We start from the raw sequence: 26,695 nt of genomic DNA, 5'->3' as shown, positions 1-26,695 counted from the left end.
GTCAACCTTCGTTCTTCTCGGTGGGGACGATACGAGCCAGGAGCTGATCGACTCGAACCTGGTCGCCGACGGCGACGTCGAGTTCGACGGTGCCGTCGATCGGGGTGGTCAACGTGTGTTCCATCTTCATCGCTTCGACGACGACGACGGCACTGCCCGCGGTCACCGTGTCGCCCGACGCGGCTGCGACGGCGATGACGGAACCCGGCATGGGGCTGAGGATCTCGGCGTCGCCGGAATGCGCGTCGGTTTCGCGCACGCTCGGCTCGTCGACGGGACGCAATGCCCACGTTCCACGTGAATCCGAGATCCACGTCTCGGCTCCGTCGCGGCTGAATCGCATGGTGTCTCGCCGGCCGTCGAGCACGACGGTGACGGTGTTCTGCGACGCCTCGGCGGTCAATGCCATCGGCGGCTGGTCGTCGAGCGTCACCTTGGCCGACGTCGGCGTTCCGGTGATGGCGACGTGCACCGAACGGTCACCGGTCTTCAGTCGCACCGTGTACGGCGCATGCGCGCCGACGCGCCAGCCGCTGGGCGTCGACCACGGATCGTCGCCGCGGCTGTCCCACGTCGCCAACCAGGACACCGACGCGGCCGCCACGAGCACTTCGTCCGGTGCCGCCGATGCGGTGAAGTCCGGGGCGCGGCGATCGAGCAGGCCGGTGTCGAGCGCACCGGCTCGAACGTCGTTGTCGGCGAGCAGGAATCGAGCGAACTCGATGTTGGTGACGACTCCGAGGACTGCGGTGTCGGCCAAGGCACGGTCCAACGTCCGCAGTGCTGCAGCGCGGTCGGGGCCGTACCCGATGACCTTGGACAGCATCGGGTCGTAGTTACTGCCGACCTCGGTGCCGACCTGCAACCCGGAGTCGACGCGGATGCCGTCGCCGACGGGTTCACGCAGTCCGACGACGGTGCCGCCGGTGGGCAGGAACCCACGGCCCGGATCTTCGGCGTACACGCGCGCTTCGATGGCGTGTCCGGTGAGCGTGACGTCGTCCTGTGCGAGTGTCAGGTGCTCGCCCGCCGCGATACGCACCTGCCATTCGACGAGGTCCTCACCGGTGACCATTTCGGTGACCGGGTGCTCGACCTGCAGACGGGTGTTCATTTCCATGAAGAAGAACTCGTCTGGGCTGTCGGCGGAAACGATGAACTCGACGGTGCCTGCACCCGCATAGTCGACGCTACGGGCCGTGTTGCAGGCTGCTTCACCGATGCGGGCGCGGGTCTCGGCGTCGAGGAGCGGCGACGGCGCTTCCTCGATCACCTTCTGGTGACGGCGCTGCAGGCTGCATTCGCGCTCGCCGAGGTGGATGACGTTGCCGTGTGTGTCGGCCAGGATCTGGACTTCGATGTGCCTGGGCCTGGGCACGAAACGCTCGAGGAACAGAGTGTCGTCGCCGAACGACGACGACGCCTCCCGACGCGCACTCGCCAGCGCAGCAGGCAGGTCTTCGGCGCGCTCGACAAGACGCATGCCTTTGCCGCCGCCACCTGCGGAGGGTTTGACGAGCACCGGAAAGCCGACGTCGGCGGCACCCGCGATCAGATCCGCGTCGGTCAGGCCCGGCCGCGAGATGCCGGGGACGACGGGGACACCGAACTCGGTGACCGCGGCCTTGGCGGTGATCTTGTCGCCCATCACCTCGATCGCGCGGGCGGACGGGCCGAGGAACGCGATACCGGCGGCCTCGCATGCGGAGGCGAACTCGGCGTTCTCGGACAGGAAGCCGTATCCGGGGTGGATGCCCTGTGCGCCGGTCATCCGGGCGGCCTCGATGACCTTCGGTATGGAGAGGTAGCTCTCGCGTGCGTTCGCCGGTCCGAGGCGGATCGCGGTGTCGGCTTCGGCGACGTGCCGAGCGTCGGCGTCGGCGTCGCTGTAGACGGCGACGGAGCGAATACCCAAGCGCCGCAACGTGCGTGCGACGCGGACTGCGATCTCGCCACGGTTGGCGATGAGAACGGTGTCGATCTGCGTGGTCATGTGTGTCGTCACATCCTGAAGACGCCGTAGGAAACCGGTTCGAGCGGTGCGTTGGCGCATGCCGACAACGCAAGTCCGAGAACGGTTCTGGTGTCGGCCGGGTCGATGATGCCGTCGTCCCACAGCCGAGCCGTCGAATAGTAGGGGTTGCCCTGGGTTTCGTACTGCTCGCGGATGGGCGCTTTGAACGATTCCTGGTCGTCACTCGTCCACGGGGTGCCTGCCGCGTCGAGTTGTTCGCCGCGGACGGTCGCGAGGACGGAGGCTGCCTGCTCGCCGCCCATGACGGAGATGCGCGCGTTCGGCCACATGAACAGAAAGCGTGGGGAATACGCGCGGCCGCACATCGAGTAGTTACCTGCACCGTAGGACCCGCCGATGACGACGGTCAGCTTCGGCACCCGTGCGCACGCGACTGCGGTCACCATCTTGGCGCCGTGCTTGGCGATGCCGCCCGCTTCGTAGTCGCGGCCGACCATGAATCCGGAAATGTTCTGCAGAAAGACCAGCGGAATGCTGCGTTTGTCGCACAGTTCGATGAAATGCGCGCCCTTCATGGCTGATTCGGCGAACAGCACGCCGTTGTTGGCGATGATCCCGACGGGGTGGCCGTGAATGTGTGCGAAGCCGGTGACGAGTGTCTTGCCGTATTCTGCCTTGAACTCGTCGAACTCGCCCGCGTCGACGACCCGGGTGATGACCTCGCGCACGTCGTACGGAGTTCTGGAGTCGGTGGGGACCACGTCGTAGAGCTCGGTCTGATCTGCAATGGGTTCGCGAACGTCGATCACGTCCCACGGGCGCGGCGTGCGCGGACCGAGTGTGGAGACGATCTTCCGGACGCGGCGTAGCGCGTCGCGATCGTCGTCGGCGAGGTGGTCGGTCACTCCGGAGATCTTCGAATGCAGATCGCCGCCGCCGAGCTCCTCGGCTGTGACGACCTCACCGGTCGCGGCTTTCACCAGTGGCGGGCCGCCGAGGAAGATGGTGCCCTGGTTTCGGACGATGACCGCCTCGTCGCTCATCGCGGGTACGTACGCACCACCTGCCGTGCACGAACCCATGACCGCGGCGATCTGGGCAATTCCCTTGGCGCTCAGGTTGGCCTGGTTGTAGAAGATGCGGCCGAAGTGGTCGCGGTCGGGAAACACCTCGTCCTGACGGGGAAGGAATGCTCCTCCGGAGTCGACGAGGTAGATGCACGGCAGAGTGTTCTGCAGCGCGATCTCCTGCGCGCGTAGGTGCTTCTTGACGGTCATGGGGTAGTAGGTGCCGCCCTTGACCGTTGCGTCGTTCGCCACGACGACGCACTCGCGTCCGGAGACGCGGCCGATGCCGGCGATCATGCCTGCACCGGGGCATTCGTCGTCGTACAGACCGTTGGCGGCCAGTGGAGCGATTTCGAGGAACGGGCTGCCCGGGTCCAGTAGTTCGTCGACGCGGTCACGGGGGAGCAGCTTGCCGCGTGCGACGTGGCGCTCTCGGGATTTCTCGCTCCCGCCGAGTGCCGCCAAGGCGAGCCGCTCGGAGAGCTGGGCAGTCAGCAGCTCGTGGTCTGCCCTGTTGGCAGCGGTGTCGATAGCCATGGTGGTGCGCGTCCTCGGTGGTCTCGTCTGTCGGAACACGATTTCAGTTAACTCGGAATAACTGATTGCAATAGTAAACTACGATTAACTGAGATGTCCAGAGAGGCGACGACAGATGGCGACACCGACCGACCCCGGGCTCGAAGACAAGCCCGCGACGTCCCGTGACCAGAAGAAGGCCGAGCGTCGTGAGCAACTCCTGCAGGCAGCGGCGTCGTTGTTCGCCGAGCGCGGTTTCTCGTCGGTGCGCCTCGAGGATCTCGGAGCAGCCGTCGGTATCAGCGGACCAGCGGTCTATCGGCACTTCTCGGGCAAGGAAGCCGTCCTGGTCGAATTGCTCGTCGGAATTTCGCAGTACCTGCTCGACGGTGGCCGCGCCGTCGTCGACGAGCATGCGCCGAGCGACGCCACGGTGGAGCGCCTGATCGATTTCCATCTGGACTTCGCGTTCGCCTCGCCCGCGCTCATCCGAATTCAGGACCGTGATCTGGAGTCTCTGCCCGAGACGCCGCGCCGGTCGGTCCGACGCAAGCAGCGTGAATACGTCGAATTGTGGGTGTCCGCGCTGTGCGACGCGGACGCGACACTCGGCGAGTCGGACGCAAGGACGAAGGCGCACGCGGTGTTCGGACTGATCAACTCGACGCCCTACAGTGCCGGCAGATCCCCGTCGAAGCAGACTCGACCTCTGTTGCGGGACATGGTGTTCGGCGCTCTTCGACTGGACTGACTACGTGTCGGCCGGTTCGAGCAGATCGTGCGGGTCCGATACATCGACGTCGTGGCCCTCCGATCGCAGTCGGTCCATCGCCTCCAGCAGCAATCGTCTCGCGGCGTCGTCGACGGCGCGCACGTGCTCGAAGTCGAGCCTGATGCGGTGGTGCGACGGTATGCCGTTTCCGAGACGTGCGAGAACCGACTCGGCGCCGGCGAAGCGCAGGTCTCCTTGCAATTCGAGGACCGTCGCGTCGTCGCTCTCGTCGACAGTCCGCAGCGAGGACATTCCCGACGGCGAGACGTGCATCATGTGCAGTTCGAGATCGCGAGACAGCCGCTCGAAGACAGCGACGCCGCGCACGCTGTTGCCGTGCTCGTTGAGGCGGGGCGACACCACGGCGATGCCGACCTGGCCGGGGAGCACGCCGATGATCGCACCCGAGACTCCGCTCTTGGCCGGAATGCCGACCGTGGAGATCCAGCTTCCCGTGCCGTCGTACATGCCGCACGTCGTCATGGTGGACAGGACGTGGCTGTTGACCGAGAGGTCGAGAAGTCGTGTACTGGAACCGGGTTCGAGCCCACCGTTCGCCATCACGGAGGCCATGACGGCGAGGTCGCGGCAGGTGACGGAGATGGCGCATTGCGCCGCGTAGCCGTCGACGACCTCATCGGGATCTGCTCCGAGCACACCGACGGCCTTCAGCAGGTGGGTGATTCCGGTGTTGCGGTCGTCGGCATCGAGCTCGGACTCGTACACGGCTGTGTCGATGGACAATTCACGACCCGCGAGTGCACTGTGCAGCGCGCGGATACGTTCGACGCGCTCACGCGCCGAGTCGGCACGCACCATCGCGTGTACTGCGAGTGCACCGGCGTTGATCAGTGCGTTGCGTGGTCTACCGGATCCCGGTTCGAGCGAGATCTCGTTGAACGAGTCGCCGGACGGTTCGACGTCGACGACGTCGGACATCGCATCGAGGCCGTTGTCGGCAATCGCCAGTGCATACGCCAGCGTCTTGGCGATCGATTGAATCGAGAACTCGACGTCGGCGTCACCGGCGGTGTAGACCGTGCCTGCGACGGTGGCGATCGCGACCCCGAACATGTCCGGATCGGCCGCAGCCAGTCGGCGGTTGCCGCTCTCGATCGAACCACCGTCGACCGATCGGCATTCGGCGAGCACGGTGTCCAGATAGTCGGGTATGGGGGATTCCATCTCTCGACGGTAACGGTTCGACACACGTCGGTGACGGTCGGCACGACCGAGCAGCGGCGATGGTCGAGGTGCCGTGACGCTGCGGTCGACTACGATTCGGGACGAACCACAGACCCGAGGAAGGCAGCCCCACCGTGATCACCGGAAGCATCGTTGCGATCGTCACGCCCATGACCGACAGCGGCGACGTCGACTACCCGTCGCTGGATTCCCTGCTCGAGCGACAGATCAGCGGCGGTACCTCGGCGATAGTGTCGGTCGGAACGACGGGTGAGTCGTCGACCCTGTCGGTGTCCGAACACGAGAACGTCATCCGACGCACCATCGATGTCGTCGCAGGACGGATCCCCGTGATCGCGGGCACCGGCGCGAATTCCACCGACGAGGCCATCCACCTGACGGAGGCGGCCCGCGTCGCAGGCGCCGACGGCGCACTCCTGGTCACCCCGTACTACATCAAGCCCCCTCAGGAAGGCCTGTACCGCCACTTCAAGGCGATCGGTGAGGCAGTCGACCTTCCTCAGTACCTCTACAACGTCCCGTCGCGGACCGGTTGCGACATGCTGCCGTCCACCGTCGCCCGGCTCGCCGAGCTGCCGAACATCGTCGGCATCAAGGAAGCGTCGGGAGACCTGGATCGAACGCGCGATCTCGTGGCTCTCGAACTGCCCGATTTCGGGCTGTACTCGGGCGACGACTCGACCGCACGAGCCAGCATGCTCGCGGGCTTCCACGGCAACATCTCGGTGACGGCCAACGTCGCACCGGACGCGATGGCGAAGATGTGTGCCGCCGCCCTCGCGGGTGACGCGGACACGGCGTCGGACATCGACGCGACCCTTGCCGGTCTGCACAGCGCCCTGTTCGCCGAGCCCAATCCCATCCCGGTCAAGTGGGCCCTCGCCGAGATGGGATTGATGTCCGGAGGTATTCGCCTGCCTCTCGTCGAACTGGACGAATGGCATCACGCCGACGTTCGCGCCGCACTACGCAACGCGGAACTGATCGACTGACCCGTCAGCTGTAGGGCTTGCGGGCGGTTTCCGGATCCCCGTAGGTGATGGCTCGCTCGCGTCTCGAGTTGGTGGCCAGCGTGGCCGCCCAGTTGACGAGAGTCCCGACGCGATTCCTGGCTCCCGACAGGAACGCGATGTGAATGAACCCCCACGACAGCCATCCGAGGAAACCGGACATGCGCAGCGGTCCGGCCTGCACGAGCGCGTGTCCGCGCGCGATGTAGGCCGCGCTGCCGAGGTCGCGATACTTGAACGGAGCTCGGGCGTTGCCCGGGTGCTCGAGCTCCGCCGCGATGACCGATCCGACGTGGCGTCCGCCCTGCATCGCCACCTCGGCCACGCCCGGCAGGTCGTCCTTCGCCATCATGTCGCCGACCACCCAGACGTTCGGATGTCCGGGGACCGACAGATCGGGCCCGACGGAAATCCGGCCGGACCGGTCAGGATCGACGCCGAGCGCTGTCGCCAACGTGCGCGCGAACGGCACGGCCTCGACACCCGCCGTCCACAACACCGTGCGCGCGTCGTACCGGGTCTTCGTCTTCGGTTCGGCTTTCGTCGTGGTCTCGACATCGGTCTCGGTGACGTCGGTGACGTGCACGCCGAGGTGCGTTTCGACGCCCACGATGTCCAAGGTCTTCTGAGCCGCCGCCGACAGTTTCCTGTCGAACGACGGCAGAACTCGATCGTCGCCGTGGAAGAGCAACACCCTTGCCTCGCGCGGGTCGATCGAACGGAACTCGTGCGACAGTGCCCTCGTCGCGAGTTCCCGTATCTGACCGGCCAATTCGACACCGGTGGGCCCGCCGCCCGCGACCGCGAACGTCAGCCAGGGCTGTCGCTCCTCGGCAGTCGGGAGCGATTCGGCCATCTCGAACGCGGCAATCAACTTCCGTCGGATCGTCAGGGCGTCGTCGAGAGTTTTCATGCCGGGCGCGTACTGGATGTATTCCTCGTGACCGTGGTAGGCCTGCTGCATCCCGGCGGCGACCACGAGGAAGTCGTACTTCAACTCGTACGTGGACCCGTCGAATCGGCTGGCCGTGACGATGCGCGCTTCGGCGTCGATGGCCGAGGCCTCACCGAGAGCGACATGGGCATTGTCCTGATGCCGCAACAGATGTCGCAGCGGGCTCGCGATGGAACCCTCGGACACGAGACCCGTCGCGCACTGATAGAGCAACGGTTGGAACACGTGGCTGGTGCCTCGTTCGAGTACGGTGACGGCCACGTCGCTGTGGCGCAGTCGCTTTGCCGCGTACAGGCCGCCGAAGCCTCCGCCGATGACGAGGACATGCGGCCTACCGGGTGCGGTCATGAATGAAATCCTCTCGGTGCGTTCGTGACTCAGACTCGACCGCGGAGGATCGAGTGCCAGTAGATCTGGGGTAGACCGTATCTGTCGAATGCGAACGCGGATCGGCGGGGCGTGAGCGGGTCGAGGAACGAGGGCAGCGACGACGACAGTCTTCCGGCGCGGTCGAATTCGGCGGCGACGAGATGACGGTCGTCCAGCGGGATCGGGGCGACCGTGTAACCGTCGTACGTCGACGTGGCCCGACCCTCACGCGTCGCATGGATGTTGTCGACGAGCACCGAAACCTGTTTGCGCAGACCGCCACCCGACGGGTCTGTGTCGATCGACGCGCCATCGCCGACGGCCCAGATGTTCGGGTGCGTGCGATGCCGGAACGTGTGGGGATCGACGTCGACGAGCCCGTGCATGCCGTCGGCACTCAGGTTCGATTCGGTGATCCATCGAGGTCCACGAAACGGCGGTACGAGATGCAGGAAGTCGTACTCGACGGTGCTCGGCGTCGAGCCTGCGGTGACGGTCTCGATCCGCCGAGACGCCGGTTCGAGCGACACGACCGTCGTGTCGAAGTGGAGGTGAACCCCGAGTTGCTGCAACCGATCCATCAGCACAGCGTCGAGCTCCGGGACTCCGAGCAGGCGAGGACGGTCGACGAGCAGAGTGATCTCGATGCCCGAAAGTCGGCCGACGCGGTGCCAGTGCGACGCCGCCAGAAACAGAGGTTTCAGTGTCGTCCCGGTGCAGCTGACCGGCGGCCGCGGCACCGTGAACACGGCGTGCCCGAACGCAGGCATGTTCTCCACCAGTGTCCAGGTCTTGTCGGCGCGGTCGAGATAGTTGCTGGCCACTCCGGGCGAGTCGACGGCCTCGGCAGTGCCGGGGAGTTCGTCGTCGTCCGGTACGAGTCCGGGACCGAGCACGAGGTCGTGATAGCGGAATCGGCGTCCTGACGCGCACGTGACCGTGTTGTTCGGTGCGTCGACGACGGTCGCCGAGTCTTCGATCCACGTACAACCTCGTGGGATCACGGACCGTTGCGTGCGTTGCGCCTCGTTCAGCGTGGCCTGCCCGGCGCCGACGTAGGACAACAACGGACGGTAGGTGTGTACCTGCTGTGGTTCGATCACCGCGACATCTCGTATGCCCGTTCGGATCGCTCGGGCAGCGGCGCTGATACCGGCGTTCCCGCCTCCGATGACCAGGACGTCGAAAGTGGGAATGTCGGTCGAGGTCGTGATCGGGTCCAGTCTGTTCACCTGTGCCGCATTACCCGTCGGTCGCATCGGGAAACCGCGGGCGCGTGGGGACGACGTACGCGGGTATGCGCCCTCTCGACGCGAGGAGAAGGTGACGGTGACGATGCACTCGGAGTGGCTGCGGTCGGTTCGGCGGAACATGACCACCCGATTGGGTGCGTCGGACCTGTCTCTCGTCGCGGGAGGATTGACCTTCTACGCGGCGATCGCCGTCGTACCCGTGTTGCTGTTGGCCTTGCGCGCAGCGACTGTCGTCACGTCTCCGGAATGGGTGCTGTCCCGCATGGCCGACGTCGCCGAGTTGCTACCCGATGCGCTCGGCGCACGGTCGGCGGTCATCACGCTGGCAGAGGCCGGCGCAACGTTGTCGTTGCTGGGAGTCCTGATCGCGATCTTCCCGGCGACGTTCTACGGAGAAGGGCTTCGGCGCGCGCTCGTGGCGTACCGTCCCGTCGACGAGAATCTGACGGGCTGGCGTGGCCGAGCCCTCGTCCTCCCGTTCGTCCTGTTGGCGCCGTTCCTCGTCGTGGTGATGCTGCGTCTCGCGGAGTGGCTGGCCGACGCGACCACCTCGGGAGGCGTGGGCAGTCTGGCGCTGCGGGTGTGGATCGGATTCATCGGAACGTGGCTCGTGCTCGCAGTCGCCGTGAGCTGGGTCTTCGCGGTCGTCGGTCCCGGTCTCCCGCGCGCGACGGTCGTTGCCGCCGGAGCGTTGGTCACCGCGTCGTTCCTGGCCGGGTTCGCGCAGGGGTTCGTGCTGTTCCTGGCGATACCGGTCGATCTCGGTGCTCCCTTCGGGGGGCTGACCGTGATCGGAGCCGTGATCGCAGCAGGACTGTGGATGTTCCTGCTGCACGTGTTACTGCTCGTCGGGTGGGCTCTGACGCTTGCCATCGACGAACTGGGATGGTGGTTCGACGACGCGTCCCCGCAGGGCGCGTCGGACAGCGATCGCCAAGTGAAGTAGCCCGCACGCGGCTAGTACAGCGCCGACCACTGCGCCCAGTGTCGACGTCGTGACTGCGGCCGACGGCACTGCCGCGGCGGTGACAGCGATCAGTATCGACGTGACCACTCGCGACGGCCGTTCCCACACCGTGATCACGAGGACCTCGCGCAGCCCGGCCGCGCCTGCACGTGCACGAAGGGTCTCGTGGATCATGGTGAAAGCCATCATCACGGCGACGAGTGGCCATGGGGCACCGGCGAATCCGACGATCGCCAGAATCAACAGATCGCTGCAGCGATCGGCCACGGTGTCGACGACGAAACCCCACGCGTCGTCCCGTCGCGAGATCACGGCCACTGCGCCGTCGATACCGTCGAGCACGGAGGCGACGAGGACGAGCGCGGCGGCGAGGAACAGCCACGCGCCGCCGGTCCACGACGCTGCGGCCGCGCCCGCCGCCGTCGCCACGCCCGCGGCCGTGACGATGTCGGGCGACAGATGTTTCCGTGCGAGCGGCGCCGACAGGCGGTAGACGGCGCTCAGCCACGGCCGCACCAGCGACGAGGCGTTCTGGTCGTACTGTCCGTGCAGAACGCGCCACCGGTCGAGGTACTGCTCCCTGGTCAGAACCGTTGTAGCCGAGGAGGGTCCGAGATCGGTCACTCGCCTGGCTCTCGGCGCCACCATCGGTCGGTCGGCGCGACCGGGGTCGTGCGCTTGTGCCTGGTCTTCGTGTACCAGCGTTCGATGACGGCGACGGCGTCGTCGTCGACATCTCCGCCGTCGAGGTAGGAATCGATCTGTGCGTACGTGACGCCGAGTGCCTGCTCGTCCGGCAGGGCCGGGCGGTCGTCCTCCAGGTCGGCCGTCGGCACCTTCTTCCAGGTGGACTCGGGTGCGTCCATGAACTGAAGGAGTTGCGCTCCTTGCCGTTTGGTGAGGCCCTCGAGCGGTGTCACGTCGGCTCCGCCGTCGCCGTACTTGGTGAAGAACCCGGTGACGGCCTCGGCAGCATGGTCCGTCCCGATGACCAGGAGGTTGTCCTGGCTTGCAATCGCGTACTGCGCGATCATGCGCTCACGTGCCTTGACGTTGCCGCGCACGAAGTCGTCGAGGCGGTCCACGCCCAGGGCTTTCGCAGCCGCGCGCGCCGACGCGTCGACTGCGTCCTTGATGTCGACGGTGACCGTGCGGTCGGGTCCGATGAACTCGACGGCGGTGATGGCGTCGTCCTCGTCTGCCTGCACACCGTACGGCAGCCTCACGGCGACGAACTCGGCCTCTTCACCGGACGCCACGACGTCACGCACGGCACGTTGTGCGAGGGCACCCGCCAGAGTGCTGTCCTGTCCACCGCTGATACCGAGTACGAACCCACGGGTTCCGCTGGCGCGGAGGTAGTCCGCCAGGAACTCGACTCGGTCGCGAATCTCGTTCTCGGGGTCGATCGCCGGCTTCACGGCGAGCTCGTGCTGGATGTGTGAACGCAATGAGGTGTCCATTCGGCGTGTTATCCCTGTCTCGGTCGAAGGATGTGGTGGATCGTTCAGGCGGAGCGTCGGCGAGCATGGCCCACCAAAGATTCGATGGAGAGCGACAACGTCTGTGCCAGAATCTCTTCAGGCTCACCGTCGAACTGCTTGCGTTCGGTGGTGACGACGCCTCGGTCGCACATGCCCACCCATACCGTCCCCGGCGGTTCGTTCTCCTGTGTCTCGGGCCCTGCCTCGCCGGTCACGGCAATGGCCATGTCGGCGCCGAGCAGTTCGCACGCAGAACGGGCCATCGTGGCGGCCGAGACCTCACTGACGACCGGACCTTCGGGAACGCGGAGAAGCGAGTGCTTGACATCGGCGTCGTAGGCGACGATTCCGCCTCGGAACCAGTCACCCGAAGACGGGGCCTTGCCGAGCATGGCGGCGAGATTGCCTGCGGTCAGAGACTCGACCGTGGCGACCGCGATCGAATGTTCCAGAGCCAACTCCGACAATTCTTCGCACAATTCCGACAGATCGTCGCGGACGTCGATGCGCTCCTCGGGACTTGTCGACATGAAAGAAAACCTCCTACAAGCGTTTCCCCCTGTCCGCCCGATACCCGTGCGCCCGCGGGGTGAAACCCCGCTCGTCAGGGTTCGCGGCGCCGTGACACCGGACCTCGGCCGAGAGCCGAGCCGATGCGATCCAGGAACGTCCGTGCGCGCAGAGGCGGGCTGGATGCGGCTGCCCCCTGGCGCATACCGCGGATCGTCTCCGCCAGCACTTCGGGCCCGTCGAGCGTCGGCGCCCACTTCAGTACCGTCTCGGCGTGGCGTGTGTCGAGCAGGGGAGTCTCGTATGCGAGATCGATCCACCCCGGGTGCACGGACTGCAGCCTCGTGGTGAACGTCGCCGCCGCCACGGCGCGCATGGCGACGCGCGGAACGGGAATCGCATGCGCGGACAAGGTGGCTTCGAAATCTGCGGTGCGAACAGGAGTCGGCGCGGACAGGTTGAACGCGTCGCTGCGGGGACAGGTCAACGCAGCGAGAATCGCGTCGGCGACGTCGCTCGTCGACACGGCAGGAATCGTGATCGACCGGTCCATCGGCAGAACCGGCACGCGATCCACGACCCACGACGGCACGAGGTCGGGTAGCGAATACCGAAGCAGCGCACTGCCGAACGCGTACTGGCCGATCAGCCCGGGTCTGAGACGGACGACTGTCGTTCCGGTAGCGCGCGTCTCGAAACGGTCGAGCACCTGTTCCGCGGCCGCCTTGTCGACGCTGTACGTCGACGACGGAACGCCGTCCCGCGGCCAGGTCTCGTCGACGCGGCGGCCGTAGGCGCCGGGCGAGTACACCCCGCTCGACGACATGTGGATCAGTCGGCCGACCTCGGCCCGTCCCACCGCGTTCGCGACCGCCTCGGTTCCCCCTACGTTGGTGCGGCGCAGATAGTCTCGCTCACGCATGGGCTGAAATCCGATCGCGAGATGTATCACCGCGTCGACTCCGGTCAGAATCGGGACGAGCCGGTTCTCCGCATCGGCGTCGGCGAGATCGATTTCGTGCCACTGCACGCCGGCGTAGGGATCGGTTTCCGGCGGGCGCCGACGAGCAATTCCGACGACGTCGACGTCCTCGCCCGCAAGTCGCCGCAGGAGCGTCGTCCCGACGTTTCCGGTCGCACCGGTGATGGCCACACGCATCGAATCATCCTTCGATCAGGTCGAGAACAGCGTCGGTGATCGCTCCCGATGTCTTCACTGCATCGCGTTGGCGACGAGCCCCGTTGCCGTGCTGGACGTTTCGTCGAATAGCCGAGTCGACGAGGTCGCGCTCGCCGGTCGTCTCCAGTGCTCCTGTCACGTAGGACACGAGGGAATCGAGTGCGCCGGCAGCGGTGCCGAGCCGCCCGGTGGCAGGATCGACCAGTCGGTCCGAGAGGCCGTCCCTGGCTGCACGCCAGTATGCCCAGTGCAGAGCATGTTCCGCCACGCGCGGTGCAGAGGCGCCACGATCGATCGCGTCGGACGCCGTCATGACCAACGCGCGCACGAGCACCGCCAACAGGACCGTGTCCGACGTGTTCGCCGGTACGTCACTGACGCGGATCTCCAGCGTCGGAAAATTCATCGACGGTCGGACGTCCCAGTAGACCATCCCGTCGTCGAGAATGGCTCCGACGTCGAACATCTGGCGGATCAGCGCGTCGTAGTGGTCGACGGAGTCGAAGTACGGGGGAGGGCCTGCACTCGGCCACCGTGACCACAGCACCGATCGCCAGCTGGCGTAACCGGTGTCGCGGCCCGCGTAGAGAGCCGAGTTCGCCGTCAACGCAAGCAGAACCGGCAACCATGGACGCACGTGATTGCTCACTGCGACACCGAATTCCCGGTCGGGAACCGCGACGTGCACGTGGGCTCCGCACACTCCCTGTTCGAGCGCGATCATGCCGTACTCGTCCGCGATCCGTCGGTACCGTTTGGTGTCGGTGATAGGGCCCAACTCCGGAAGCAGTGGAGGGACCCCGGCGGGAAGTAACGCGGCACCCGCACGACGCGCGGCCACGGCTGCCGTCGAACGAGACCGGGCCAGCGACTCGGCCAGTTCCGCCGACGTGTGCAGGACGCTCGACGCGGTCTCGATCTGACACGGTGTGAGCTCCAGCTGTAGCGAGAGACCGAGCTGACGTGCATTGTCCGCAACCACCTCGTTCTGCATCGACGGGATCCCGGTGTTCGGATCGACGAGCAGCAACTCCTCCTCCACCCCGAACGTCGGAACGGGTTCCCGGCCCATGTCAGTGAGCTTTCAGTGCGATCGAGAAGTGGTTCAGCGTTGCCGGAAGGGGTGACTCGCCGCCGAGGGACGGTGTCGACTGCTGTCGAAGGTCGGGCAGCGATTCGATCAGGTTCGCGAGCATCATGCTCGTGGTGAACAGAACGAAATTCTGTCCGGGGCACCGGGCTGGACCGGCGCTGAACGGCACCACCGCGCGTTGTGTGCTCATGCGACCGTCGAGCCACGCATCGGGTGTGAAATCGTCGGCGAAATCGATGCTCGTCCGGTCCCGGTGGAAGAACGCCGTCAGGATCAGGAAGGCTGCACCCGACTCGATGTCGATTCGGCGGTCGCCCTCACCCCAGTGCGTCGTGGTCGTCGAATCGCGCAGAATCGCCGGGGTCGTCGGCCACAGACGAACGGATTCCAGAATGCAGGCCCGCAGATACGGAAGTACCTGCGGCTGAGACAGATCCATCTCGGCGATTTCGTCACGAGCACGCCGCATGTGCTCGGGCTGCGCGGACAGCACGGCAAGTGCGCGGAGCGCGACCATCCCGGCCGCGTCGAACGCGAAAAGCCAGTGCGGAATCTGACCCACCGGATCGACCGTCGAGTCCGGTCGTGCCGCCGCGACGGCCCCCGCAAGACTCAACGGTTCGGCGTCGTCGACGTACTCGTACAGGCGGTCGAGAAAACGATCGCGCACGCGACGCCGCAGCGGGCGTAGGTACGACCAGTTGCCGTCGCCCCGCAGTGTCCAGAGATCATCCGTCACGGCATCGTCGTCGCGCGCGCCGTCACCGAGCACGACACGTCGTACCATCCGCCACCACCCCTCGACGAACACACTCGCGTCGAGCAGACCGTCGTTGCCGCTCGCCTCGGCCACGATGTTGCCTGCTTCTTCGCGGATCGTCGGAGCGAGCGAACCGGCCAGATGGTGCAGTGGCAGATCGCTGTCGAGCACCTGTTCGTTGAACGTCCGTCGTGATTCGCGAGCACGTCCGCGAGAGATCAACACACCGTGGGGTTGGAACGGGCTGAGCGCGGCGCGCTTCTCCCGGTTGGCGGGGGTGAACAACTCGGGGGACTGCGCCAGAACGCGCTCGACGTCGCCCGCCGTCAACGGAACGACGACCGTCCTCCCCGGCAACTCGAGGCGTAGCGGACCGGGTCCGTACTCGCTGCGCAGTTCCAGCATCGTCTCGACGGTGTCGGCATCGCTCTGGCGCTTCTCGAGCAGCGGCATCACCGTTCGTCTTCGTGCGATGACACCGCCTGCCACCAACGGCCCCGAGAGTTTCGCCAGAAGCCGGGCGGCGGCTACTCCCGTCACGACAGGGCCCGCCGGCACCGTCGGGGCAGCCGACGGCGTCGGTACGGTGGATTCGGAGGTAGGCATGCACCCTGCCTACCCTGCGCCGAACAGGGCGAAACGGGCCAGGAATGGTCGACCTCGTGACCGGGTATGGCCCCCCACGTGAACCAATCGGAAACACCTCTGTTGGACGCTGTCGCCCGCTACCACCGCGACGACCGTTACGGTTTCACGCCGCCCGGACACCGGCAGGGAGTCGGTGTGGACCCACGCGTGACCGACGTACTCGGCGCTGCGAGTTTCAGATCCGATCTGTTGGCGTCGGGCGGCATGGACGATCGGCACTCGTCGAACGAATATCTCACGCGTGCAGAACAATTGATGGCATCGGCCGTCGGCGCGCGCTCGGCGTTCTTCTCGACGTGCGGCAGTTCGCTGTCCGTCAAGGCCGCGATGATGGCGGTGGCGGGCAACGACGACGGTGGTCTGCTCGTCGCCAGGGACAGTCACAAGGCGATCGTCGCAGGCCTGGTGTTCAGCGGTGTCAGACCGCGTTGGATCCCGCCGCGCTGGGATACCGACCACCACATTTCGCATCCACCGTCGCCCGAGCAGGTGCGCCGAGCCTGGGACGACAATCCCGACGCGGCCGGCGCGCTGATCGTCAGCCCGACGCCGTACGGCACGTGCGCCGACATCGCTGCGATTGCCGACATCTGCCACGAACGTGGCAAACCGCTCATCGTCGACGAGGCGTGGGGTGCGCATCTGCCGTTCCACGACGACCTTCCGACGTGGGCGATGGACGCGGGCGCGGATATCTGTGTCGTGAGCGTGCACAAGATGGGTGCGGGATTCGAGCAGGGATCGGTGTATCACGTTCAAGGTGACCTCGTCGACGACCGCCATGTCGCGTTGTGTGCCGACCTGTTGATGACGACCAGTCCGAACGTCCTGGTCTACGCGGCGATGGACGGGTGGCGCCGCCAGATGGTCGAGCAGGGTTCGGAGTTGCTCGGCTCGGCGCTCGCGCTCGCCAGGTCGGCGCGTCGCGAGATTTCGGAGATCGACGGCCTCAGCGTTCTCGAGGACGAACTGATCGGGGCCGAGGCGTCGAAGGATCTCGATCTGCTGCAGGTGATGATCGACGTGTCGTCGATGGGTGTGAGTGGATATCAGTGCGCGGATTGGCTGCGGGACACGCATCACCTCGACATCGGGATGAGCGATCACCGCAGAATCCTGGCGACGTTCTCGTTCGCCGACAGCGAGGCCACCGCCGAGAGACTGTACGCCGCGTTACGTGGATTGTCTTCTGCTGCAGCTGCTTTCGACGCCCCGAACGAGATGTACCTGCCCGATCCGAACGATCTTTCTTTGCGCTCGGTGATGTTGCCCCGCGACGCATTCTTCGGCGACACGGAAATGGTGGACGCGAAGAACGCCCCGGGACGGATCGTGGCCGAACAACTCACCCCGTACCCGCCTGGTATCCCGGTCGCGGTGCCGGGGGAGGAGCTGACCGACGGGGTCGTCGATTATCTCACGACCGGTATCGCCGCGGGAATGAACGTCCCCGACGCCACCGACAAGTCACTTCGGACGTTCAGAGTGGTCCGCTGACGTGAAACGGGGGCCGCGAGATGAATCTCGCGGCCCCCGTTCGGTGTCGGCGTCACTCGTCGGCGCCGGTTTCCTCACGCTCGTGTTCGGTGCGGGCGTCCAGCTCCGTGTCGTCGAGGTGCTTCGGTTCCTTCGCGTGCTCGCGATGGTCCGGATGCACTTCCTCGGTCGGAACGATGACGTCGTCGAGGTTCGGTTCGTCGTGGTTGGGTTGGGTCATGAGGGGTGTATTTCCTTTCGGTGGTTGCTCGAAACCTTCAGGACGGGTCTTCGTGCGCGAGTGCGCGGTAGCCGGTGGCACCTGCACGATCCACGGCTGCCTTGACGATTCCGAACACGGCTCCGTGAATTGCCGCTGCCAGCAACACTTCCTGTACCGACCGGTTCAGATCTTTCGGGTCGGGAGCTTCGACGTCGTTGTCGCCCACGTACTTCCAGATCTGCTTGAACACGGCGCCCGCCGCGATACCACCCAGCACGCTGGTCGCCAGGGCGAGAGGTTTGTACATGGCCTTCGATACTGCGCTCATCGGAAAATCCTCCGGGATCGTCGTCTGCGAATGATGATCGTCACGATGGTTCCCGCCACCACCGCACCGATGGCTGCGGCAATCACCTGCGGGTTCTTCTGTGCCGCCGTCTTCGCCCGCTCGGCCTGGAACGACGCCTCGTTGGCGACGCGGGCAGGTACGTCGGCCTTGGCCGCGAGCGCCGCGACGGTCTCGGCTACGTCCGCACGTTGTTCCTCGACGCTGGGTAGGTCGTCGGGTTCCGGTGTCTCGGCGTGCTTTCCACTCATCGGATACCTTTCTTGATCGCAGAGATGTCGTCGTTCACGCTTGCCGCCGTGTCGGCGGGAACCGGTGGGAGTGCGTTTTTCGCGCGAGACGCGCCGACTGCGGCGAGGATGCCGCCGACGACGAGCACCACCACGGCGACGATCAACGCGGCGAGCCACGGTGCGACGACGGTGGCCAGACCGAGCACGGCGGTCGCGATCAGCGTGGCGACGCCGAAGAACAGCAGTAGTGCCCCCGCGCCGGAAATGCCGATACCGACGCCGACGCGTGTGCCCTTGCTCTTGACCTCGTCGAGGCCCGATCGAATTTCGGTCCGGACGAGGGTCGACACTTGGTCGGTCAACCTCTCGACGAGCTGGACCGTCGACAGGTCGCTCACCGGTCGAGTCGACGCCGCCCTGGTATCGGGTGGCGGTGCAGAACGGTCGGTCATGACATCTCCTGTTCTCGTACGTGGCCGATCCGCTTGTTCTGCGGTCGGCGCATCGGGGGAGTCGTTCTGTTCGTGTGCCAGACGTAGACGGCGACCCTGCTCGACGGCATCGGCGTCCTTCTGTTCGTTCTTGTCCGACACGCGGGTATCGCGCGGGGGAAGCTGAAGTCGTTCTTCCGCAACCATTCCCGCCTGCAACTGACGACCACGTTCCAGCTCAGAATCGAGCTCCGCGCCGAACAACAAGGCCAGGTTGGTGATCCACAACCACAGCAGGAACACGATCGCGCCGGCGAGCGAGCCGTAGGTCTTGTTGTAGCTTCCGAAGTTCGCGACGTAGAACCCGAACAGCACCGATGCCAGGATCCACACCAGAATGGCAAGTGCCGCGCCGGACGAGATCCATCGGAACTTCGGTTGCTGAACATTGGGGGTCGCGTAGTACAGAATGGCCACGGCCAGAACGACTATCACAAGGACGATCGGCCAGCGAGCGATGTTCCAGACGGTCAACGCGGTGTCACCGAGGCCTATCGTGTCCCCCACAGCCGACGCGATCGGACCACTGATGGCCAGCATCACCGCAGCGCACGCGACCAGCAGCAGACCGACGAGCGTGACCAGTAGCATCACCGGCCGTAGCTTCCATACCGGTCGGCCTTCTTCGACCTCGTACATGCGATTCATCGCACGGCCGAATGCTCCGACGTAACCCGAGGCCGACCACAACGCGCCGGCAACACCGGTGAGGAGAGCGAACCCGGCAGCGGGAGCCTGGACCAACTGCTCGATGGGGCCGCGCAACGTGTCGACCGCCGACGAGGGGCCCAGATCGCCGACGATCTGCAACACACCGTCGACGGTGGCTTGACCCTGCCCGAAGACACCGAGCAGTGACACCACCGCCAGGATCGCCGGAAACAGGGACAACACGGCGTAGTACGTGAGTGCGGCTGCGAGGTCGGTGCACTGATCGCGCGAGAACTCGCGAGCGGTCTTCTTCAAGACGAACATCCACGACGGCTTCGTCAGTTCGGTAGGAGAATCCGCTTTTCGTGGGTCGTCGGGATCGGCGTCGACAGGCGCAGTGGACGCGGCATCCTGTTGGTTCATGACGGGTGCGATACCCACCTGTCCCGTCCGGAAACGCTGCGCGGTGCCCGTTTCGCTCCCGCAGGTCACGGGTATCGGCGAGACCATGTCGCACGACGAATCCGTAGACCTGACCGAGAACGAGATCGCCGTTCTCCGTGCCGCATTCGATTGGGCTCGGCAGGGCGAAACAGACTTGCTACGACGGTTTCTGGGTGCGGGCGGCCCGGTGAATCTCACCAACGATCGCGGCGACACCCTGTTGATACTCGCGTCGTATCACACCCATCCGGGCACGGTGGCTCTGCTGCTCGATGCGGGTGCAGACGTCGAACGTCTCAACGACAACGGGCAGACTGCGTTGGGAGCAGCGGCGTTTCGCCGGTCGACCGACATCGTGAGCGCTCTATTGCGTGCTGGGGCAGACCCGTTCGCGGGAACCCGGTCCGCAGTGTCGGTCGCCGAGTTCTTCGGTCTCGACGACATGACGGCACTGCTGACCGGGTCCCGCGAGCATTCCTGACCGTCAGTTCGACGGCGGCACTTCCGATCCCATGACCGCAGCGGCGCGGTCCCATGCTCGGTGCAGGCCCATGGCATCGAACAGCGCGTCACCGAAGCTGTCACCGGGCGAATCCTCGGTCACCACACCGGGACCGCCGTCGGTGACGCCTGCGGCCTCGAGCGTTGCCACACCGTCGCCCCATGCGCCGACTGCCTTGCAGTGGCGGAAAGCCTCCTGCAGCAACAGAACCAGCTTGATGTCGTTCGAGGGTGCAGTGCCGCCCGCGACGACGAACGCGTCGAACTCGATGGACCGAACCGTCAGGAACGTGCGTTCGACGACTTGACGATTCGGGCCGTCGCCGAGGAAGCCACCGGTCGCTGCGATGACATGCACCGTCACCCCGCGACTTTCGGCTGCCGTGCGCAACGTGTCGATGCCGGCGAGATCGGAGTCGGCGTCGGCGATCACACCGATCTTGCGTCCGTCGATCGGGCCGGGTGTCGTGACGACCTGCGACAGTGCAGGCGAGGTGACGACATCCGTCGGCGGCGTGCCCGTCGGTGCCGGTAGTCCGAGACCGGCTGCGACGCGACTGCACAAGTCGGCGTCGACGTTCGCGAGAACGGCCAGCTCCCGTTCCTTGATCGCCTGCTCGAACACCTTCCCGAGTTCGAACGTGAAGGCCTCGACGATGTGGTCCTGCTCGATCGAACTCAGACTCCGGTAGAACATCGCGGACTGGGTGAAATGATCGTCGAACGACGCCGGATTCGCGCGCACGGCCTTGCCCTCGATCGGCCGAGGCGTCTGCACGTATCCGCGGTCGGAGGCGTCGGCGTCGATCGGTTCGCCCTCGTCGAGGCTGTTGTCCCGGTACGGCGCCACCCCGGTGTGTACAGCCGTCTGATGCATGCCGTCTCGAAACATGTCGTTGACCGGCGCGTGGGGACGGTTGATCGGCAGCTGCGCGAAATTGGGTCCACCGAGCCGGGTGAGTTGAGTGTCGAGGTAGGAGAACAGCCGCGCCTGCATGAGCGGGTCGTTCGTGACCTCGATGCCGGGCACCAGGTGGCCGGTGTGGAATGCGACCTGCTCGGTCTCGGCGAAGTAGTTCGTCGGATTCGCGTTCAGCGTGAGCTTGCCGATCGGCTGCACCGGGGCGAGTTCCTCGGGAACTAGCTTGGTCGGATCCAGGAGGTCGATGCCTTCGAACGTGTCGGTTCCGTCGTCGGGCATGACCTGGATGCCGAATTCGTACTCGAGCGGTGCTCCCGCCTTGATGCCGTCGGCCATGTCCCGCCGATGAAAGTCCGGGTCGACGCCCGCGGCGATCTGGGCCTCTTCCCACACCAACGAATGAACGCCCGCAACGGGTTTCCAGTGGAACTTGACGAGGCTGGTGTCGCCGTTCTCGGCGACGAGCCGGAACGTGTGGACGCCGAAGCCCTCCATCGTGCGGTACGACCGCGGAATCCCGCGGTCGCTCATGTTCCACAGCACATGGTGCGTGGCCTCGGTGTGCAGAGATACGAAGTCCCAGAACGAGTCGTGCGCCGATTGTGCCTGTGGCAGTTCGATGTCCGGCTGCGGCTTACCCGCATGGATGATGTCCGGGAACTTGATGCCGTCCTGGATGAAGAAGACCGGCATGTTGTTGCCGACGAGGTCGAATGTACCTTCGTCCGTGTAGAACTTGACGGCGAAACCCCGTGTGTCTCGGACGGTGTCGGCAGAGCCACGCGATCCGAGAACGGTCGAGAAACGGACGAAAACATCTGTCTTCTTGCCCTTTTCGGCCAGAAAGCCCGCTTTCGTCACCGATTTCGCGGTGCCGTACGACTCGAACGTTCCGTGCGCCGCGGCGCCGCGGGCGTGCACGACGCGTTCCGGGATGCGCTCGTGGTCGAAGTGGGTGATCTTTTCGCGGAGATAGAAGTCCTCGAGGAGGGTCGGGCCTCGATCCCCGGCCTTGAGCGAATGATGAGTGTCCGGCATCCGGACGCCCTGCGCCGTGGTCAGGAACGTGCCGTCCTGTGCGCGGGTGTCGGCCGACCCTGTCGGCCCCACGGGCGCGGGGGAGGACTGGTCGGGACGGGGTGTTGGAGGCATGTATGCATCAGCTTTCGTCGAAGTGGTGAAGGGGCTGTCTTCCGTACGCTCGACGACGCACAGTGTGGTTCTGTCGGCGATTCGACTGCGGTCCGTGGCTCGACCCGCGAGGGCAGCTGTACCCCGTCGTGGTCGGTCCCATACATGGACTCTCGTACCCCGCGTTACGTGTCGGACGCCGGGCACCGGGGTAGCTGTATCGAATGGCGTCGGAGGAAACGAACACTTCATCTCGTACCGTCACGATCGGCATCGTGGCCGACGAAGGTTTTGCGTCGACCATCGCGTCGGCGATCGGAGATGCATTGCCGGAACGGGTTCCCGTGGACGGGCGAGTTCTCGCCATCGAAACGGAACGGTCCTCGATGGCGCTCCCGCCGACCGAAACGGGCTCGGCGCAACTGGGGCGCTGGCTCGAGTCGGTGCGCGCACGCAACGACTACGACGTAGTGCTTTTCCTGTCCGAGATCCCTCGGCGGCAACGTTCGAGGCCTGTCGTGGCCGAGCTGAGCGAGGACAACACCGCGGCGTTGTACATCCCGTCGTTCGGGACGGTCTCGGTGCGTCGACGCGCGGTCGCGGTGGCGCTCGCGATCGTTCACGACTTTCTCGGCACCGACACCACGTCGCGTCCGCACCTTCGCAGGTCCATGGCACGGTGGGCGCCCGGACCCGGTCCAGGCGGAGCGGAGGAGCGAATCCTGTTGACGCCCGGCATGTTCGGGCGTCTACGCATGGTTCTGGGAATGATCCGCTGCAACAGGCCATGGCGGCTGGTGCCGACGCTGTCCGGTGCGCTCGGCGCGGCAAGTGCCGCGTCGGCGTTCGGTGTCTTCTACGCCAGCATCTGGCAGATGGCGGCGTTCATGTCGGTTCAGCGCCTCGCCGCGGTCGGGATCACCGCGATCGCCGCGATGAGCGTGTGGTTGATTCTCCCGAACGGAATGTGGGAGACGCGGAAGTTCAGGACGTCCACGACCGATCGATGGATGTACAACGCGGCAACGCTCGGCACGGTGGTGTCCGGTGTGCTGTGCATGTATGCGGTGCTGTTCGTCGTCGTTCTCGGGTCCGCGGCCATCGTCATCTCACCCGAATTCCTGGCCGAGCAGATTCACCGCTCGGCGAACTTCGGCGACTACATTTCACTCGCGTGGCTCGCGGCGTCGTTGGGCACCGTTGCAGGCGCCGTCGGATCCGCCGTCGCGGACCGGGGCGACATCCTGAACGCGACATACGGTCATCGGGAACTGATTCGCAGGCAGTCCGCGGACGAGACCTGATCAGCGCTCGTGGCTTCGCCGCCACGCTCGCGTGGACAGCAACCGCATTCCGTTCAGCGCGACCAGCACGGTCGAGCTTTCGTGCCCGGCCACCCCGACGGGGAGTGGAAGAGTGCCGATCAGATCCCACGTCACGAGCACGACGATGAATGTCGCGGCGATGACGAGGTTGGCGACGACGATGCGGTGAGCGCGCCGCGACAGAGCGATCACGGACGCGAGCGCACCGAGATCGTCGCGCACGAGGACGGCATCGGCGGTGTCGAGAGCGAGATCGGAACCTTTGCGGCCCATGGCGACTCCGATGTCCGACGCGGCCAGCGCAGGCGCGTCGTTGACGCCGTCGCCGACGAGCAGTACCCGCGCGCCGGATTCGGCCTGTACCGCGCGCACCGCTTCGGCTTTCTGCTCGGGCAGCAGATCGGCGCGCACGTCGTCGATTCCGGTTCGCCTCGCCACGTCCTGGGCGGCGCGGGTGTTGTCGCCGGTCAACAAGAGCGAGGGGCGTCCGGTGAGGGCTTCGAGGTCGGCGACCGCGGCCGCCGCGTCGGCGCGCACGGTGTCGGCTACGCCGATCACAGCCGTCGGCGCACCGTCGACGCGGACGACGACGGCTGTCTTCCCCGCCGACAAGGCGGAGCGAACGACGCCGAGATCGTTGTCCGGTCCGGCGGGTTTCGTGACGGTGACGAGCCGACCCTCGACGACTCCGCTGACACCCGAACCCGGACTCGACTCGAATGCCGACACATCGGGCAGCGTCAACCCACGGGCACGGGCGTAGCCGACCACCGCGGCGGCGACGGGATGCTCGCTCGCTGTCTCCACCGCGGCGGCCAGGCGAAGAACGCTGTTCTCGTCGTAGTCCGAACCGGGGAGAAGCTCGACGGTGTCGACTCGTGGTGTGCCTTCGGTCAGGGTGCCGGTCTTGTCGAACGCCACGACCGACGTCGTGCGTAGCTGTTCCATCACGACGGCGGACTTGACCAGCACTCCGGATCGACCCGCCGTCGACATCGCCGCGAGCAGCGGGGGCATCGTGGCCAGCACGACCGCGCACGGTGAAGCGACGATCATGAACGTCATGGCCCGGAGCAAGGCGGGCTGGAACTCGCTGCCGAGAAACATCGGGATCGCGAAGATCGCGACGGTGGCCACCACGACGATCGTCGAGTAGTACTGCTCGACCTTGTCGATGAACAATTGCTTCTTCGCCTTGGTCGCCGACGCATGCTCGACCATCGCGACGATGCGAGCGATAACGGTCTCGGACGGATCGACGTCGATACGTACCCGGAGCGTTCCCGTGCCGTTGACGGAACCGGCGAAGATGCTGTCCCCGACGCTCTTGTAGACCGGAACCGACTCACCGGTGATCGACGACTGGTCGACGTCGCTGCCACCGTCGACGACGGTTCCTTCGCCGGCGATGCGCGACCCCGGCCGAACGACGACGACGTCGCCCGGGCGAAGGGAAGACGCGGGTACGTTCCGTTCGGTTCCGTCGTCACCGAGAACGTCGGCCGTGTCCGGCGCAAGATCGAGAAGGCTTCGCACCGAATCCGCGGTACGCCTGGTGAGCACTGCCTCGAGAGCTCCCGACGTCGCGAAGATGACGATGAGTAGCGCACCGTCGAAGATTTGCCCGATAGCGGCCGCGCCCACAGCGGCGACGATCATCAGCAGGTCGACGTCGAGCGATTTTTCTCGCAGCGCGCGGAGGCCCTCCAGGGCCGGTTCCCACCCGCCGCACGCATAGCAGGCGAGGTACAGCGCCCAGGCCAGTGCCGAGGGAGCAGGTGAGAGCTGGAGGGCAAGGCCGGCCAGGAAGAACACGAGCGAAGCCAGCGCCCACCGCACCTCCGGCACGGACAACACGCGCGTTCGGGTGCCGCGAGAGTCGAGCGCAGGAGTTCGGGGTGTGGTGGTCGAGACATGTGTTGCAGTCACGTCCGAGAGCGTACAGGAATATATGAAGACGTTTACATCTGTTCATTGGATATAGTTACGACATGGGACACGGTGTCGACGGACGGACCACACCTCCGGCGCAGCTCGATGCGGATTCTGCAGCCACGGTCGCGGCCACGCTGCAAGCGCTGGCGACCCCGAGCAGGCTGCGAATCCTGACGCAGTTGCGTCAGGGGCCGAGTGGCGTCAACGACCTGGCCGACGCGGTCGAGATGGAACAGTCGGCGGTGTCGCACCAACTCCGGCTGCTACGCGCGATGGGGCTCGTCGCAGGCGCCCGTTCGGGGCGCAGCGTCATCTATCGGCTGTACGACAATCACGTCGCGATGCTGCTCGACGAGGCCGTGTACCACATCGAGCATCTAGGAATGGCGGCTTCGGACCCTGTCGATGCGGAGTCGACCGACCGGATCGAGTCGGGCGCACTCGACGCATAGCGGCTGAGTTCGAGTGGCGCTGTGTCGCTACGGTTTCCGATGTTTCGCGTTCTCGGAGGGATCGTCGAACATGCGGGCGAGATGGGCTTTGATTGCCTCGGTGCTCATCGACGCTCCGACGTGCGAGCCGGACGACAGGTGTCCAGGACGTTCCGGACGTCGTTCCTGATCTGGATGAAGGCTGTCCACGAGATGAAATCCGTTCAGCAGGAATTGATGGTTACGACAGATCTGTTGGACCGTTGGAGTCGCGGCCGCGATGTCGGAGGCCGCGATCTCGAAGGAGTTGGGCGAGAGCCAGTTTCGCGATCGGCTCACGCGCCGATCGCACCAGTTCGTCGACAGCGGCCGTGCGGGACACGGTCCGGAGCGCATCGCTTAATTCGGCGTCGACGGATTCGGTGAATCGAGGGCCGGACAGTCGCTCGACGGTGGCGGACAATTCGGCGAATCGATCGGGTTGCCCGGGCCGTAATCGGCTGCGTATCAACGCGAATGCTGCCACTGCCTCGGGCGAGTCCAACTCGGACAGAGTCGCTGTTTCCACTAGGTCCATGATCGAATCGATGTCGTTCGACATGTATACCCCCCGTTTCGAACTGATGCCGTCACTCGCTGTGCGTATGTCGTCTGGTGTGCGTCGGATGTGCACTGGGCGCGGGGCGGAGTCGCGAACAATCCGCATACGACGCGCGAGGAGACCCCTCGACCCCTCGCGCCGCCCCGCGCCGTTGTGCCGCGGCGAGGCAGTCGAAGAGGAGGGCGGACCGTTCTCTCGATCGCGTCGTCGACGGTGAAAC

The 26,695-nt window shown here is 65.7% G+C and carries 25 protein-coding genes; 7 read left to right on the top strand and 18 right to left on the bottom strand.

Going from position 1 to position 26,695, the window contains the following annotated elements; genetic code table 11:
• Position 1: 1 nt before the first annotated feature.
• On the bottom strand, positions 2–1,993 hold the full coding sequence (locus HQ354_RS05350; protein WP_222634284.1) for an acetyl/propionyl/methylcrotonyl-CoA carboxylase subunit alpha: 1,992 nt from the start codon (positions 1,991–1,993) through the stop codon (positions 2–4).
• An 8-nt stretch (positions 1,994–2,001) separates the two neighbouring features.
• On the bottom strand, positions 2,002–3,579 hold the full coding sequence (locus HQ354_RS05345) for a carboxyl transferase domain-containing protein (RefSeq protein ID WP_068431670.1): 1,578 nt from the start codon (positions 3,577–3,579) through the stop codon (positions 2,002–2,004).
• A 115-nt stretch (positions 3,580–3,694) separates the two neighbouring features.
• Here HQ354_RS05345 and HQ354_RS05340 point away from each other — a divergent pair, with 115 nt between their 5' ends.
• Positions 3,695–4,309: a TetR/AcrR family transcriptional regulator gene (locus HQ354_RS05340; protein ID WP_222634283.1), complete on the top strand. Its 615-nt coding sequence runs from the start codon at positions 3,695–3,697 to the stop codon at positions 4,307–4,309.
• Here the strand turns inward: HQ354_RS05340 and glsA are convergent, their stop codons facing one another.
• The gene (gene glsA / locus HQ354_RS05335; protein WP_222634282.1) at positions 4,310–5,515 is read right to left on the bottom strand and encodes a glutaminase A; all 1,206 of its coding nucleotides are present in this window, start codon (positions 5,513–5,515) and stop codon (positions 4,310–4,312) included.
• Between the two features lie 134 nt (positions 5,516–5,649).
• Here glsA and dapA point away from each other — a divergent pair, with 134 nt between their 5' ends.
• The gene (dapA, locus tag HQ354_RS05330; RefSeq protein WP_084424065.1) at positions 5,650–6,528 is read left to right on the top strand and encodes a 4-hydroxy-tetrahydrodipicolinate synthase; all 879 of its coding nucleotides are present in this window, start codon (positions 5,650–5,652) and stop codon (positions 6,526–6,528) included.
• Between the two features lie 4 nt (positions 6,529–6,532).
• On the opposite strand, the gene HQ354_RS05325 is transcribed toward dapA, so the two are convergent.
• Both HQ354_RS05325 and HQ354_RS05320 read right to left on the bottom strand, forming a co-directional pair.
• Positions 6,533–7,849, bottom strand: coding sequence for an NAD(P)/FAD-dependent oxidoreductase (locus HQ354_RS05325; RefSeq protein WP_068431660.1), 1,317 nt, complete (start codon positions 7,847–7,849; stop codon positions 6,533–6,535).
• Positions 7,850–7,878: 29 nt separating this feature from the next.
• Positions 7,879–9,084, bottom strand: a complete 1,206-nt coding sequence (locus HQ354_RS05320; RefSeq protein ID WP_222634329.1) for an NAD(P)/FAD-dependent oxidoreductase — start codon at positions 9,082–9,084, stop codon at positions 7,879–7,881.
• A gap of 157 nt (positions 9,085–9,241) precedes the next feature.
• Between HQ354_RS05320 and HQ354_RS05315 the strand changes: the two genes are divergently transcribed.
• Positions 9,242–10,069, top strand: coding sequence for a YihY/virulence factor BrkB family protein (locus tag HQ354_RS05315; protein WP_261769121.1), 828 nt, complete (start codon positions 9,242–9,244; stop codon positions 10,067–10,069).
• On the opposite strand, the gene HQ354_RS05310 is transcribed toward HQ354_RS05315, so the two are convergent.
• The 6 genes from HQ354_RS05310 to HQ354_RS05285 form a co-directional block, all read right to left on the bottom strand.
• Entirely contained in the window at positions 9,962–10,714 is a 753-nt protein-coding gene (locus tag HQ354_RS05310) for a CDP-alcohol phosphatidyltransferase family protein (RefSeq protein WP_167674698.1), read from the bottom strand. The two genes, HQ354_RS05315 and HQ354_RS05310, sit on opposite strands and share 108 nt — an antisense overlap.
• On the bottom strand, positions 10,711–11,553 hold the full coding sequence (gene nadE / locus HQ354_RS05305; protein WP_167674696.1) for an ammonia-dependent NAD(+) synthetase: 843 nt from the start codon (positions 11,551–11,553) through the stop codon (positions 10,711–10,713). The genes HQ354_RS05310 and nadE overlap by 4 nt, the downstream gene beginning before the upstream one ends.
• A gap of 44 nt (positions 11,554–11,597) precedes the next feature.
• Complete coding sequence (locus HQ354_RS05300) at positions 11,598–12,104, bottom strand: CinA family protein (RefSeq protein WP_068431647.1); 507 nt, start codon at positions 12,102–12,104, stop codon at positions 11,598–11,600.
• Positions 12,105–12,178: 74 nt separating this feature from the next.
• Complete coding sequence (locus tag HQ354_RS05295) at positions 12,179–13,243, bottom strand: NAD-dependent epimerase/dehydratase family protein (protein WP_167674694.1); 1,065 nt, start codon at positions 13,241–13,243, stop codon at positions 12,179–12,181.
• A gap of 4 nt (positions 13,244–13,247) precedes the next feature.
• The gene (locus HQ354_RS05290; RefSeq protein WP_167674692.1) at positions 13,248–14,336 is read right to left on the bottom strand and encodes a glutamate--cysteine ligase; all 1,089 of its coding nucleotides are present in this window, start codon (positions 14,334–14,336) and stop codon (positions 13,248–13,250) included.
• Position 14,337: 1 nt separating this feature from the next.
• Positions 14,338–15,723: a cytochrome P450 gene (locus tag HQ354_RS05285; protein ID WP_167674690.1), complete on the bottom strand. Its 1,386-nt coding sequence runs from the start codon at positions 15,721–15,723 to the stop codon at positions 14,338–14,340.
• A 78-nt stretch (positions 15,724–15,801) separates the two neighbouring features.
• On the opposite strand from HQ354_RS05285, the gene HQ354_RS05280 reads away from it, so the two are divergent.
• The gene (locus HQ354_RS05280; RefSeq protein WP_167674688.1) at positions 15,802–17,262 is read left to right on the top strand and encodes an aminotransferase class I/II-fold pyridoxal phosphate-dependent enzyme; all 1,461 of its coding nucleotides are present in this window, start codon (positions 15,802–15,804) and stop codon (positions 17,260–17,262) included.
• Positions 17,263–17,314: 52 nt separating this feature from the next.
• Here the strand turns inward: HQ354_RS05280 and HQ354_RS05275 are convergent, their stop codons facing one another.
• From HQ354_RS05275 to HQ354_RS05260, 4 genes are read right to left on the bottom strand one after another with little or no spacing between them, the layout of a single operon-like run.
• Positions 17,315–17,482 carry a hypothetical protein gene (locus tag HQ354_RS05275; protein WP_165839527.1) on the bottom strand — a complete coding sequence of 56 codons (168 nt, stop codon included), beginning with the start codon at positions 17,480–17,482 and terminating at the stop codon, positions 17,315–17,317.
• Positions 17,483–17,519: 37 nt separating this feature from the next.
• Positions 17,520–17,792, bottom strand: coding sequence for a DUF4235 domain-containing protein (locus HQ354_RS05270; RefSeq protein ID WP_068431638.1), 273 nt, complete (start codon positions 17,790–17,792; stop codon positions 17,520–17,522).
• Positions 17,789–18,061: a hypothetical protein gene (locus HQ354_RS05265; RefSeq protein WP_068431635.1), complete on the bottom strand. Its 273-nt coding sequence runs from the start codon at positions 18,059–18,061 to the stop codon at positions 17,789–17,791. The genes HQ354_RS05270 and HQ354_RS05265 overlap by 4 nt, the downstream gene beginning before the upstream one ends.
• Positions 18,058–19,608, bottom strand: coding sequence for a YhjD/YihY/BrkB family envelope integrity protein (locus HQ354_RS05260; protein ID WP_167674686.1), 1,551 nt, complete (start codon positions 19,606–19,608; stop codon positions 18,058–18,060). Before HQ354_RS05260 ends, HQ354_RS05265 begins: the two co-directional genes overlap by 4 nt.
• Before the next feature lie 43 nt (positions 19,609–19,651).
• Here HQ354_RS05260 and HQ354_RS05255 point away from each other — a divergent pair, with 43 nt between their 5' ends.
• Positions 19,652–20,110: an ankyrin repeat domain-containing protein gene (locus HQ354_RS05255; protein ID WP_308115117.1), complete on the top strand. Its 459-nt coding sequence runs from the start codon at positions 19,652–19,654 to the stop codon at positions 20,108–20,110.
• A 3-nt stretch (positions 20,111–20,113) separates the two neighbouring features.
• On the opposite strand, the gene HQ354_RS05250 is transcribed toward HQ354_RS05255, so the two are convergent.
• The gene (locus tag HQ354_RS05250; protein WP_167674684.1) at positions 20,114–22,204 is read right to left on the bottom strand and encodes a catalase; all 2,091 of its coding nucleotides are present in this window, start codon (positions 22,202–22,204) and stop codon (positions 20,114–20,116) included.
• 254 nt (positions 22,205–22,458) lie between these two features.
• Here HQ354_RS05250 and HQ354_RS05245 point away from each other — a divergent pair, with 254 nt between their 5' ends.
• Positions 22,459–23,487 (top strand): hypothetical protein, encoded by a 1,029-nt coding sequence (locus HQ354_RS05245; protein ID WP_308115118.1) that lies wholly within the window; start codon positions 22,459–22,461, stop codon positions 23,485–23,487.
• On the opposite strand, the gene HQ354_RS05240 is transcribed toward HQ354_RS05245, so the two are convergent.
• On the bottom strand, positions 23,488–25,437 hold the full coding sequence (locus tag HQ354_RS05240; RefSeq protein ID WP_374107298.1) for a heavy metal translocating P-type ATPase: 1,950 nt from the start codon (positions 25,435–25,437) through the stop codon (positions 23,488–23,490).
• A gap of 62 nt (positions 25,438–25,499) precedes the next feature.
• On the opposite strand from HQ354_RS05240, the gene HQ354_RS05235 reads away from it, so the two are divergent.
• The gene (locus tag HQ354_RS05235) at positions 25,500–25,895 is read left to right on the top strand and encodes a metalloregulator ArsR/SmtB family transcription factor (protein WP_167674679.1); all 396 of its coding nucleotides are present in this window, start codon (positions 25,500–25,502) and stop codon (positions 25,893–25,895) included.
• Positions 25,896–26,115: 220 nt separating this feature from the next.
• On the opposite strand, the gene HQ354_RS05230 is transcribed toward HQ354_RS05235, so the two are convergent.
• Positions 26,116–26,442, bottom strand: coding sequence for a hypothetical protein (locus tag HQ354_RS05230; protein ID WP_222634281.1), 327 nt, complete (start codon positions 26,440–26,442; stop codon positions 26,116–26,118).
• Positions 26,443–26,695: the final 253 nt, after the last annotated feature.

The organism is Rhodococcus sp. BP-261 (assembly GCF_019835205.1).
Taxonomy (GTDB): Bacteria; Actinomycetota; Actinomycetes; order Mycobacteriales; family Mycobacteriaceae; genus Rhodococcoides; species Rhodococcoides kyotonensis_B.
This window is presented reverse-complemented; position numbering and strand designations above follow the sequence as displayed.

Excerpts from the sequence above, each read along its gene's own strand:
- HQ354_RS05315 (WP_261769121.1), top strand. The coding sequence starts at position 9,242 with ATGACCACCCGATTGGGTGCGTCGGACCTGTCTCTCGTCGCGGGAGGA.
- HQ354_RS05285 (WP_167674690.1), bottom strand. The coding sequence starts at position 15,723 with ATGCCTACCTCCGAATCCACCGTACCGACGCCGTCGGCTGCCCCGACG.
- glsA (WP_222634282.1), bottom strand. The coding sequence starts at position 5,515 with ATGGAATCCCCCATACCCGACTATCTGGACACCGTGCTCGCCGAATGC.
- HQ354_RS05260 (WP_167674686.1), bottom strand. The coding sequence starts at position 19,608 with ATGAACCAACAGGATGCCGCGTCCACTGCGCCTGTCGACGCCGATCCC.
- HQ354_RS05250 (WP_167674684.1), bottom strand. The coding sequence starts at position 22,204 with ATGCCTCCAACACCCCGTCCCGACCAGTCCTCCCCCGCGCCCGTGGGG.
- HQ354_RS05265 (WP_068431635.1), bottom strand. The coding sequence starts at position 18,061 with ATGAGTGGAAAGCACGCCGAGACACCGGAACCCGACGACCTACCCAGC.
- HQ354_RS05345 (WP_068431670.1), bottom strand. The coding sequence starts at position 3,579 with ATGGCTATCGACACCGCTGCCAACAGGGCAGACCACGAGCTGCTGACT.
- HQ354_RS05295 (WP_167674694.1), bottom strand. The coding sequence starts at position 13,243 with ATGCGTGTGGCCATCACCGGTGCGACCGGAAACGTCGGGACGACGCTC.
- HQ354_RS05325 (WP_068431660.1), bottom strand. The coding sequence starts at position 7,849 with ATGACCGCACCCGGTAGGCCGCATGTCCTCGTCATCGGCGGAGGCTTC.
- HQ354_RS05270 (WP_068431638.1), bottom strand. The coding sequence starts at position 17,792 with ATGAGCGCAGTATCGAAGGCCATGTACAAACCTCTCGCCCTGGCGACC.
- HQ354_RS05350 (WP_222634284.1), bottom strand. The coding sequence starts at position 1,993 with ATGACCACGCAGATCGACACCGTTCTCATCGCCAACCGTGGCGAGATC.
- HQ354_RS05300 (WP_068431647.1), bottom strand. The coding sequence starts at position 12,104 with ATGTCGACAAGTCCCGAGGAGCGCATCGACGTCCGCGACGATCTGTCG.
- HQ354_RS05290 (WP_167674692.1), bottom strand. The coding sequence starts at position 14,336 with ATGGGCCGGGAACCCGTTCCGACGTTCGGGGTGGAGGAGGAGTTGCTG.
- HQ354_RS05235 (WP_167674679.1), top strand. The coding sequence starts at position 25,500 with ATGGGACACGGTGTCGACGGACGGACCACACCTCCGGCGCAGCTCGAT.
- HQ354_RS05340 (WP_222634283.1), top strand. The coding sequence starts at position 3,695 with ATGGCGACACCGACCGACCCCGGGCTCGAAGACAAGCCCGCGACGTCC.
- HQ354_RS05275 (WP_165839527.1), bottom strand. The coding sequence starts at position 17,482 with ATGACCCAACCCAACCACGACGAACCGAACCTCGACGACGTCATCGTT.
- nadE (WP_167674696.1), bottom strand. The coding sequence starts at position 11,553 with ATGGACACCTCATTGCGTTCACACATCCAGCACGAGCTCGCCGTGAAG.